Annotated in this window: 11 protein-coding genes; all 11 read right to left on the bottom strand. The window is 33.9% G+C overall.

What is annotated here, in order from left to right; translation table 11 throughout:
- Window positions 1–2: 2 nt before the first annotated feature.
- The 11 genes from AACZ73_RS14850 to AACZ73_RS14800 all read right to left on the bottom strand — a co-directional run bounded on the left by AACZ73_RS14850 (window position 3) and on the right by AACZ73_RS14800 (window position 11,337).
- Window positions 3–473: a nucleoid-structuring protein H-NS gene (locus AACZ73_RS14850; RefSeq protein ID WP_339879018.1), complete on the bottom strand. Its 471-nt coding sequence runs from the start codon at window positions 471–473 to the stop codon at window positions 3–5.
- 492 nt (window positions 474–965) lie between these two features.
- On the bottom strand, window positions 966–1,157 hold the full coding sequence (locus AACZ73_RS14845) for a hypothetical protein (RefSeq protein WP_339879016.1): 192 nt from the start codon (window positions 1,155–1,157) through the stop codon (window positions 966–968).
- A 314-nt stretch (window positions 1,158–1,471) separates the two neighbouring features.
- On the bottom strand, window positions 1,472–2,776 hold the full coding sequence (locus AACZ73_RS14840) for a nucleotide sugar dehydrogenase (protein WP_339879014.1): 1,305 nt from the start codon (window positions 2,774–2,776) through the stop codon (window positions 1,472–1,474).
- 357 nt (window positions 2,777–3,133) lie between these two features.
- Complete coding sequence (locus tag AACZ73_RS14835) at window positions 3,134–4,813, bottom strand: capsule assembly Wzi family protein (RefSeq protein ID WP_339879012.1); 1,680 nt, start codon at window positions 4,811–4,813, stop codon at window positions 3,134–3,136.
- Between the two features lie 2 nt (window positions 4,814–4,815).
- The gene (locus AACZ73_RS14830; protein WP_339879010.1) at window positions 4,816–5,904 is read right to left on the bottom strand and encodes a DUF1972 domain-containing protein; all 1,089 of its coding nucleotides are present in this window, start codon (window positions 5,902–5,904) and stop codon (window positions 4,816–4,818) included.
- A complete protein-coding gene (locus tag AACZ73_RS14825) occupies window positions 5,897–6,724 on the bottom strand; it encodes a glycosyltransferase family 2 protein (protein ID WP_339879008.1) in 828 nt (275 codons plus the stop codon). The genes AACZ73_RS14830 and AACZ73_RS14825 overlap by 8 nt, the downstream gene beginning before the upstream one ends.
- A 9-nt stretch (window positions 6,725–6,733) precedes the next feature.
- A complete protein-coding gene (locus AACZ73_RS14820; protein ID WP_339879006.1) occupies window positions 6,734–7,618 on the bottom strand; it encodes a glycosyltransferase family 2 protein in 885 nt (294 codons plus the stop codon).
- Window positions 7,619–7,622: 4 nt separating this feature from the next.
- Complete coding sequence (locus tag AACZ73_RS14815) at window positions 7,623–8,609, bottom strand: EpsG family protein (protein WP_339879004.1); 987 nt, start codon at window positions 8,607–8,609, stop codon at window positions 7,623–7,625.
- Window positions 8,606–9,343, bottom strand: a complete 738-nt coding sequence (locus AACZ73_RS14810; RefSeq protein WP_339879002.1) for a glycosyltransferase domain-containing protein — start codon at window positions 9,341–9,343, stop codon at window positions 8,606–8,608. The genes AACZ73_RS14815 and AACZ73_RS14810 overlap by 4 nt, the downstream gene beginning before the upstream one ends.
- A 15-nt stretch (window positions 9,344–9,358) precedes the next feature.
- Entirely contained in the window at window positions 9,359–10,348 is a 990-nt protein-coding gene (locus tag AACZ73_RS14805; protein WP_339879000.1) for a glycosyltransferase, read from the bottom strand.
- Window positions 10,345–11,337, bottom strand: a complete 993-nt coding sequence (locus AACZ73_RS14800) for a glycosyltransferase family 2 protein (RefSeq protein ID WP_339878998.1) — start codon at window positions 11,335–11,337, stop codon at window positions 10,345–10,347. The genes AACZ73_RS14805 and AACZ73_RS14800 overlap by 4 nt, the downstream gene beginning before the upstream one ends.
- Window positions 11,338–11,352 lie beyond the last annotated feature (15 nt).

The raw sequence follows: 11,352 nt of genomic DNA, 5'->3' as shown, positions 1-11,352 counted from the left end.
GATTATTTTCTTCTAAGCTCCAATTCAGAGACTTTACCATTAGCGTCCATACGGATATCGCTGATGTAATTAAGGTTCTTCTTTGTGTCTTTTAAGTACTCCAAATACTTCTTAATCGTAGTTGGCTCATCGTAATCTTTGATACCATTTTCTTCATGGATCACAATCAATACTGGAGTTTCCTGATTTGAGAACATTGCTAAAACCTCCTGAATTGTTTGGTTTGCCATGGATGCGTTGCCGGCAGCAGCTACGCTATTGAAATAATTTTCAAGTTTTTCTACTGCTAATTCCTCTGCTGATGATTCCGGAGCTGCAGGAGGAGCTGTTTGTTCTACTTGCTCAACCGGTGCAGGAGGTGCAGGTTCTTGTACAGCTTTCTTTTTACTCTTACATGCTCCCATCGCCAACATAGCGACCAAGGCAATCATAAGTGAGCGATTTACCGAAATAGAGAACAAATTTTGCTTCATTTTGGGGATTAGATTAAGATGATGAGGTTTTTTTTTAATTTTTAAACAGGGACTTCCCCTACTTTTTGATTTGGGTACAAAGTAAATAAAATCATATGATTAAGTCGCAAATGCTATTCCAAATCAAGAATGCTTTTTTTAATAATTTCAATTTTACTCTGAGCGGTGTATGAGTCAGGAGAGTGGTGCTCCCTAACTTAAATAATAGCTTTCAAATTATGCACACCACTATATCAATAAGTGATCCAAGGATTTTTGTAAATAAAAATATTATGAAAATTCCTTTCTCACTAAGTCAAAAACATAAGAAAAATACCCTATTCAGGGTATTTTAAATTCAAGTTATAGGTCACAACTTTGAGTTCGCGTTAAGTTTATTAGGCACTTGCCTAACAAAAAGGCCCAGGGATCTTCTCTGGGTCTTTTTATTACTATTTCTATTCACTGCTGGGCGGATTTCCAGCTGCAATAGAGAAAATTGATAGACTTAAGCTAATAAATAGCATAAAGCGGAGGATTAACAAATGAGATTATGATTCTGAAGATCAGTTTAAATAGAATATGATTATCCGCAATGATGCCAGTCACCTTAGATTCTTTGCTTATCAGGTTGGAAGACCGATGACCGATGACTCCCGCAGTGGCGGGACAGGCAGAAGTGGCCTCAATTCTTAAGTTTAACATATCTTATTTTGCTTTTGACACCTTACTGGTATAAAGCGGATATACAAAAATAGAATATGATGTATCTGGATATAAAATGATTTATGAAGTTTTACCAAATACAGTACTTTCTTATTATAAAGGCTCTATGATCGCTTAATCCCTTAGATTATTTTTCCAAATATTTTAGGAAATAGAGTACATTAACGCTATAGAGTATTTAACTACTTAAAAAAGACTTTTAAAATAATCCTTCAAAAAAAAGCGGAGGCAATACTATTGGCCTCCGCTTTTTTATACAAATGAACTTGAATTTTATATAACCAAATATCGTCCTAAAGACGGGCATCAATTAATGATTTGTCCAAAAATCCTTTCACATCATAAATTACCTGATGGTCAGACTTTTTGATTTTAAGATCTCTGAATTCCTTATGAGCCACAGCTAAAATCACAGCTGAGTATTCGCTTAACTCTGGAGATTGACTTCCTTCAAGGATTTTAATTCCATACTCATCTTCTACGTCAGCAGGATTTGCTCTAGGATCAAATACATCCACATTGATATCATAAGTCTCAAGCTCCTGATAAATATCAATAACGCGCGTATTACGTACATCCGGGCAATCTTCTTTGAAGGTAAAACCAAGGATGAGAACTTTGGCATCTATAACTTTTAGATCTTTTCGCATCATAAGTTTAACCACTTCTGTAGCGACATGCTTTCCCATACTGTCATTTAGCCGACGTCCAGCCAGGATGATTTCTGGATGGTATCCCAGTTCTTGAGCCTTTTGAGCCAAGTAAAACGGGTCCACTCCAATACAATGCCCTCCGACCAAACCCGGTTTGAAGGGTAAGAAATTCCATTTGGTACCTGCTGCTTCCAGAACTTCATGTGTGTCAATTCCCAAAAGATTAAAAATCTTGGACAACTCATTGACAAAAGCAATGTTAATGTCTCTTTGTGAATTTTCAATCACTTTAGCAGCCTCTGCCACTTTAATCGAAGAAGCCTTATGAGTGCCTGCACTGATGATGGAGCGATACAATTGATCCACAAACTCCGCAGTTTCGGGAGTTGATCCTGAAGTTACTTTAAGAATATTAGTAACAGTGTGTTCTTTATCTCCAGGATTAATCCGCTCCGGCGAGTATCCAGCAAAGAAGTCAATATTAAACTTTAAACCCGACACTTTTTCCAGTACAGGAACGCATTCGTCTTCTGTAACACCAGGATAGACTGTGGATTCATAAATGACAACATCCCCCTTTTTCAGATTTCGACCAATATTTTCAGATGCTTTCAGCATGGGAGTAAGAACTGGACGATTGTGTTTATCTGTGGGGGTGGGAACTGTTACAATGTAAACATTGCAATCTGCGATATCAGCCGGGTCAGTAGAAGCAATAAGTCCTTTAGTAATTGACTGAGAAAAATTTGTGATTAAAATTGATTTAAGTAAATCATTTTCCACTTCTAGAGTTTTGTCACTTCCCTCTCTAAGTTCAGCAACACGCTTTGGTTCAATATCAAAACCTACTGTAGGATACTTTTTGGCAAACTCCACAGCCAATGGTAGACCTACATAGCCTAATCCTATAATGGCAATCTTTACTTCTTTTAATTCTAAATTCATAGGTGGTTTAATTACACAAGACGTAATTTATAAAGGTTATTCAATTCTTATAATTGAGCACACAATTTTTATATTTTTTAAAAATTATTAGAAATTACATGGAAGATACTCCGTGTATTATCATTATATATTACTTTAAATAAAGCCAATATTAATGATAGTAGATTATATATTGAACTAAATAGCTTTGAAGTGCTATTAATTAATAGGTATAACACTTTTTTACTAAGTAAAGAGGGATAAGAGATCTTGGATATGTTTAAGTTATAACTCAGGCAACTTCGGTCTTCCGTTTCCCGACCAAATAAGCAAAAAATCAAAGTAGACTGGCACCATTGGAGATAATCATATTAATTATTACTTATGAAGTTGATAAATTATATTTACTGTTCCTGAGAAGGTCCAGAGCTTTTGGCCAAGAGGAAATCCCAAAGTGGATCGTGAATTATTATTCCATTGATAATTTACGCCATGAATAACCTGCGTCTTAGTACTGAGAATAAGGTTGCCCCATTGTTTATCGTAAAGTATGCCAAAACTGAAATCAATCCATGGCCGCTTACTAGGATTTTCTGCAAACGAACCATAATAAAAATCTTGTTGGTTTTCCAAACGCTGGAATAAAACTCCGAATTTATTTAGCCCGGATATTCTAGCTAATTCCAATATCTGCACGTTAGCTCCAGTACCTATTCCTACCCCCATTGCCTGCCCTTCATTGCTAAATCCCCTTGCTTGATAGTGTGTGTGCCAGCTAGCATTAAAAGTATTGAGAAACTCGTACCTTATATATCGATTAACAGATTCCTGCTGATGCACGATTTCACCTCTTGCTTGATAAAAAACATTTTTCTTTCCAGTTTTTATCAACTTCGTAAATCCTAGTAAATATGCTCGTGCATGTTCTGGATTAAGGATAAAATCCCTCCAATCATAACTATGATCTCTTCTACCATATTCCGCATACAAATCAAAATTTGCTTTGGGACTAAAGTATCTAAGAGATATTGCTACCTGTTGATCCTGACCTTTACCATCATATTCTACTGAATTTTCATTAGTAAACAACTTTTTCTTTTGAAATCCTTCAAAGATGGGCAGCCTTCCCTTAAATGAGTCTTCCACCATTTCATTATATTGTTGAAATGTTCTGCTGAACCCTAAAAATAATCCAGGAAGAATTACTGGTTGAAATATAATATTAATCCCACTAACGTATCTCCAGTCACCTGTAAAAGGAAGTGCATATTTACTATTTAATTGCTGATTCTGAGACGGTAAAATGCCGGAATCTTCAGCTCTACCCACAATAATTTCTGCTTGCAACTTACCAATAAAAATATTGGTAGGCCGGCTTGTTTTGAGATATAAATGTTTCATACCTCTAGCATTATTAGTAAATATTAAGGAATTAAATTGTCCTGGTCCCCACCATATATTTTCTGTAGATAGTCCCAAAGCAACAGGACCCGCATTAAAACTTATGTATGACTGGCCCCACCATAAAAAAGAATTATATTTTTTAGAAAATCTTTCCGGATAATCACCATAGTTCCAAAGTCTAAATCGATTCCTATTAATTATATCACTAAAGTCTTCCCCATATCCCTGATAAGCCTTATTTTGACTAGCTACATATTCAGGTCTCAACTGAAATTTAATAAAAAATAGCTTACCATAAACTCCAGGAGAAACCATTGATTGTAAACCAGTACTATTCATCATAGAAAAGTTTCCCCAACCATAGGGCCTATTAGAATTATAAACTGTGGTACTCAATATAGGTAAGAATTTCAATTCGACTTTATTCTGTTTGATAGGAAGTGAGTCACTATAAGTTTTAAAAGAATTTATCTTCAAGTTTTCTATAGGTCTTAATCCAAAAGAATAATTTGCTAAACCTTTATCTCCTAACAATTGATCTCTTCGAAGGCTTTCCTCTAAAACAGGAAAACCAGCAGGTACAGTCTGAGCTAACAAATTAATTGTTTTAAAACCTAGAAGAAAAAATAGAACTAAAATATAAATGTATTTCAACCTCAAATAGACTTTAGCATTTGTATATACTTCTTATTAATTGCCTTCCAAGAATAGTTTTTTTTTGCAATTTTATACATATTCGATGACATGGCCTCTCTATCGTAACTATCCAATTTTAATATCTGATTTAACAATTCACTTGCATCATCATAATAGATTGCGCTATTAAAAGTAGTTTCTCTATTATAATTAACACCATATGCTATAATTGGTAAACCCAAATACATCGCTTCAACAAGGGACGGGTTAGTGCCCCCTGCACTATGGCCATGAAGATAATAATGACAATTTGATCTTAAGACATTTAATTCGTTACTTGCATAGATAGGATTAAATAAAATAACATTATTTTTGGTGGAGTACTTTTCATATAAACGCATTCCATATTCACTTGAGCTCCAATTCCCTACAATAATATATGGAATCTTTAGATCATTATCAGAGAAGACTTTGAGTTGTAATTCAATGTTATTTTCAGGCTCAATGCGGCACACAGTAAATATATAGGGGGAAGTAATAAAGGAGTATTTCTTTATATATGGTGCTGGGTCAACAGTGCTTACATGATTTGCTCCATATGCGATTAAATATGACTCTTTGTTATATTCCTCATGAACATAATTGTAAATATGTTTATTATCTGAAATGATTCCATCAGAATACTTTACTGCAATAGATTCTGAAAATTTTAAAAATCTTTTTGCGAAAGCTCCCCATTTATCACGCTTCCATTCAAGCCCATCTATATGTGAGATTATTTTAGCTTTAGTAAAAGGCTTTAATAATGGAATTGCTAAAGAACCTGAAACACCTAGGGATAGAATATAATCAAAACCATTAATTGATTTCCAAAGCGAAACTGAATCGTAAATAACGCTTTGTATTCCATTTGCTTTCAAATTTATATATTCCAATTTGGCTCCCTTATACCTGTCTAACTTCTCAGAATCATCAACAGCCTGACAATAAATGGTAATATCATACAATTTGGGAAGATCATCCAACAAATATTCAACAAGTGTCTCGAAGCCACCATAATTTGCAGGAACTCCTACAATACCAATGATGGCTAGTTTTAATTTATGCATTTATAGCTTTTCTCAGATTATACAGAATTTTAAATCCTAAAACCTTACCTACTGAAAAATCCATATCAAGTTCCTTCTTAAGCTTGATCCATGAACGTATATAAAAAGGAAAGAATTTTACTTTATGAAATAAATATGTTTTAGACATCCTGAATGACCCCAAGACATTACTAGAATGTTGTCTGTATTTGACTAAGGGTTCGTCTATAAAGATGATTTTTCCATAACGTGCTACTTTTATAGAGATCCATTGATCAAATAGAAAAAAATTAGTCTTAACTGGAATTACCAAGATTGCTGCACTTTTATTCAGCATGATGGTATTCCCAGTAACTACGCTATGAGCAATTAGTTTTTCAAAATCATTTAATAGTCTAGGATCATCATTTCGATCTTTCCAAAAGGAAGGACTAACTAATTTCAAATCGCTATCCACAATTTCAAGGTCCGAGCATACCATAATGGCCAAGCTTTTTCCAAATTCTTTTTCAGCAGTTTGAATCGCCTGAAGACTCTTGCTTATCTTTTGAGGATGCCAATAATCGTCTTGATCACAAAGCATTATGTAAGGAGCTTCACTCTTACTTATTAAATATCCATAACTTTGAGAAACTCCCAATCCTTTCTTTCCATCAGTTAGTTCTTGAATCTGCTCTGGATATATGTTCTTCCAATAGGCTATGATTTCCCTAGTATTATCACTCGATCCATCATCTCTCAATATTATTCTCCAAAACTTGTAATCTTGATTGAAAATAGACTGAAGTTGCGCATCAAGATATTTAGCTCCGTTAAATGTTGGAATTAAAATGTCAACCATTAATATTTTTTAAAATGTCCATTTACCTGTTCTTCCAATTATACCGTGTAATATTGACGCATAAACTACCTTTAAATTCCGATAATCATTAAGGCCTTTGATCAAATTTACTACAACGCTTTTTGCAATAAACTTACTAAGATATATGAATATAGGAAGTGTTCTGTAGTTCACATCTTTCAAAAGTAAAATTGCATTACGTATCTTATAATATTCTCTGGTTTTGCTATGGGTCGTAATTGAAACACCTAAGTGTGACCTAGTATATTGCCCTAATTCATGAGACACTATAAGGGTGGGTATTTGCAAATTCTCAAAGCCATGCTTTTGTGCTCTCCAACACCATTCTGTATCTACCCAATCCATAAAAAAATCCTCTTTCATTTTTCCTATTACCAGAAAGGCGCTGGCTGGAATTACCATACCAGAAGAAATAAAATGAGATACTGATTCCGGAATTTTAGCGGGATGGATTTTAGCTAGACCGAATTTTTTAAATCTAACCATGGAATGAATTCTTCCTTTATGATTCTCATCTCGAAAGATCGGTCCTAGAGCAGCTATATTTCTTCCTTCAGATGACAACTCTTCGTAAATTCCAAGCACATTTTCAACGTAATTCAATGGGAAAATAGTGTCCTGATCAGCAGTAAGTATAAAATCAGCTCCTAATCTTATTGCCATATCAATCCCTTTGTTTTGTGCTTTACCAATACCGAGATTTTCATTCAATGGAATATGAATATAGATAATTCCAAAATTTGAGAAATCATCAGGCCCATTACTTACTACTATAATATTTCGAACTTGAAATTTTAGCGACTCTATCCCTTTTTTTAATTGATCACGATTTGGCAAATAAGTTACTATTACTAAGTCTACATTTTTTTTCATGTACTTATGGAATAACTCGGACATTGAGGATTAAATGCATAAAATAAAAAAAGAAAAAAAGCAGAAAACCTACTGAGGCTAGATACCATTGCTTAAACTTATCAACCAAATACGGTATCAATAGCAACAGTGAAATATTTAAAAATTCAAAAACACGAAATGCCATCACTGGTTTATTCAAAATAGCGAAAAAATAGAAGGAAAAAATTGATGTGCTGAAGACTTTAAAAAGACTAATTTCTAATGTAGAGAATTCGTCCTTCATATAATAAATCACAAAGCAAATCACGAAAAACAAGCCTAAAAAAGCCATATTAATCGCATTAAATATATTGATTGCAGAATCATGTCCAGAATGAGTAGCATAATATAGGGCCAATGCAGGAAAGCCTGATAAGGCAGATAATATATATTGTTCAAAATTAATTCGTGGTAGAAAAATCAAAATCCCTACCAATGGTAACAAGGCAAAAAAACGTAATGAAAATTTTCTTATAAAAAAATACAGCGGAATCATAATTAATGCTGTCCAATGAAACATGCATGCCATCACCACTTTGAAAAAATAAGTAGACTTGTCACCTTTAGATAAATCGGGCAGAGCTAACAAAAAAAAACCAGACGCCACCCCTGCCCTTATCTGAGTGTAATCATGAAGCAAGAAATAAGAAAGTAAATAAAGGATGAAGCTAAGAATAGGAATAGGAGAATGTTTAGAAAATGACCAAACTTTTATAGATATTCCCAAACTGGCAAAAATCAAAAAAAAAGTGTTTATGCTTGATCTAAACACAAAGGAATTAAATCCAAGTAAAAATCTAAAACCAAATTCCTTAGTCAGTAATTCTAGATCATTCTGAGCCTTAAAAAACTTCAGGTAGTTAAAATAATCTGCATCTAGACCCATCATACGGAAACCAACAATTGGAATTAACAGTAATAATATAAATCCCCATAAAATTTGATCATATGTGATGTAGGTAGATTTCATCCAAATGAAAGAAAAGAATAATAAAACCTCCTCAACCGAATTCTTAAAGAAAGTTTAACTTTATTCCAGCGGTTTAATTTCTCTGTATTATGCGGAAAAAGTTTAAAGTATTCACCATCATTAATGGAATAAGTTCCTAAAGGATAGGACATATCATTTTTCCACAATATTGGAGGTAAGCTTAATTGGTCCCTGAAGTAACCCTGATTATATTCCTCCCACCATTCCTCCATCAATCTGATCAACGGAGGTGAATTATGCCTCCTTATCAAAACCCCATTTTCGAACAAACCATAGCTAACGGGAAATCCTTGTCTTTTATATTTTCTAAGTTGGGAAACTGTATTTATATAGGAAGATTTCCCAAATATCACACATTCCCTTGCTTCATCATACACACAGTTCCTGAGTCTATGTTGCGCTAAAATCATATCATTATTTCCTAATTCTTGAACAATAAGCTGCTTTGGACTTTTGAGGAGTTGAATGCTAACATCCATATAAATGCTAATTTCATAATTGCTCAAAAATAAGTGGGGAAGCATTTTATACTTTCTGTTCAACCAGGAAGGAGAGTGATCTTGGCCTGTTATAAAAATAATTTTCCACACGTTAGATCTCAATTGTACCTGATCTGTGAAGCAAATAAAGTCAAATTCATCTATCAACTCTTCAGGCTCTCTTAATTGATCATAGTCTCCAAAAAGGGCTGTATATATTACCCACTTTTTCATTTAAGGAGTATTAGGTTAGTTAAAAAATACATGTTCCAATTTCCCCTTTTCGCCGTCGCGCATGGCGCGCCAAATCCAAGGAAATCTTTGTTTAACAATTGCAGGTGATATCAAGCAATTTTTTACTGCCAAAAGTCCCATTATAGAAATAAACACCCACTTGTTAATAGTATAAATTAAAATATTGTTAGCGGATTTTTTAGATAAATAAGCTGTGTTCCTTAATCCATAAAATATTTTAAAAAGTGAAGTTTTTGCTCCAAAATACCCCCCTCCTTCTCCTACGGAATGATCAATATCTTTTAGTTTGCTAGAATAGATTAAATACTGGGGAATCGAGTTTTGAAAAAATCTAAATGAATATTCCTGATCATCGGCATATAATACCATCTCCTTTCTGGGCAAACCTATTTTTTTAAAGTTCGCCAAATTTGTGAACATCCCCCCATAAGGGCCCCATTTAACAGAGATCACTGGGTACTTTACTTGATCTGTAAATTCTGAGTTTGACTTAGCTTTTTTATTTTTTTGAAAAAGGTCTGCTAGTTGAAATCCACAAAATGTATTGGGTCTTGGTCCTTTAATTAATCCGGTTGTCACTGCTATGGGATCCTCTTTACCTGCATCACCTCTATAACTATATAATACAGGACTTCTCATATCGTCTTTTAGAAGTGAATGAGATAATATTAAGGAAGAAAGTGCGCCAGGTAAAGCAACATTATCATCATCTATCAACCAAAAAAATTGGTCTACGGTAGATTCAAATGCTTTCTTAAATACTTCATGATAGGCTCCGGCAGAGCCTAAATTTTCTAAGAAGGAAATAAGTTTGATCTTTGGATGGTTATTTACCTTTTCAATAAGTTCAGTTCTGGAAATAGAGGACGAGTTATTGTCTACTACCCAGATTTCATCCACTTGCTCTCTCAAAAGGGAGTCTATGACTTGATTCACTAATGAAAATCGGTTACCATAGGTAACTGTAACCGCAGTTACTTTCATAGCTTGCTATCAACAAGTTGAAGTTCATTCTCAGCCTCAACACCTAATTTTCTAGAATATTTGAAAGAATTTAAAATCAAGTAGAAATAATAAATCTTCTGAATAAAAGGTTTGTTTTTCTCAAATGAAGAAATGTTAGCAAAAAAATAAGTAATTACAAAAGTTAAATTTTTTCCCAGCAATATATAGCGATAAAAAGTCTTCACTTTCTCAATAGATGCTATGGATTTCTCAGTTAAGGATTTTTTCTCCAAAAGTCTGTTTACCAACGTATACTCTTTTATAAGGGCGTTTCTAAAAGGTAAGTGGTTAATTTTTGATTTTTCGTGTGAAAATAGTCTTTTAAATTTTTGGCTAAATGGTGATTTATATCGGGATACACCAATAGAGTTTTTACTATGTTGTCTATACTCCACTAGTTGATGTGGAAGGTAAATAAGCCCATTTTCAAGATATGCCAAAATAGCTAACCACTTATCATGAACATATAGTCCTTGTGGAAATGGCAAAGCAGATTTCAGAAAAGACATACGTACTAACGCTGTGCAACCTGTAACACTTCCGTTTAACAAAACATCAGAAATAGAATTAGGATGAACCATTTTGTTTGCATATAAGCTGTAGGAATCTGCAATCACATTGCGTTCAGCATCTATCAAAATAGCATCCGTGTGAACCAGCACGTTGTTACCAATTTCATCAATTAGCCTTGATATCTTAGTAGTTTTCCATAAATCATCTTGATCGGCCAATGCTACAAACTCGCCTGAGCATAATTTTATAGCTTTCTCAAAGTTTTTCACATATCCTAAATTTTCAGAATTTTGGTAAAAGTTGATCTTTCCTAACGAAGCATATTTTTTAAGGATTTTTACCGTTTTGTCAGTAGAACAATCATCAACAACAATCACCTGAATGTGAGGATAATCCTGATGAAGAATACTATCTATCTGCTCTGCCAGAAATGACTCCCCGTTATAGGTTGTCATAGCGATTGAAACTAA

It is taken from the genome of uncultured Algoriphagus sp., from assembly GCF_963974835.1.
Classification (GTDB): domain Bacteria; phylum Bacteroidota; class Bacteroidia; order Cytophagales; family Cyclobacteriaceae; genus Algoriphagus.
This window is presented reverse-complemented; position numbering and strand designations above follow the sequence as displayed.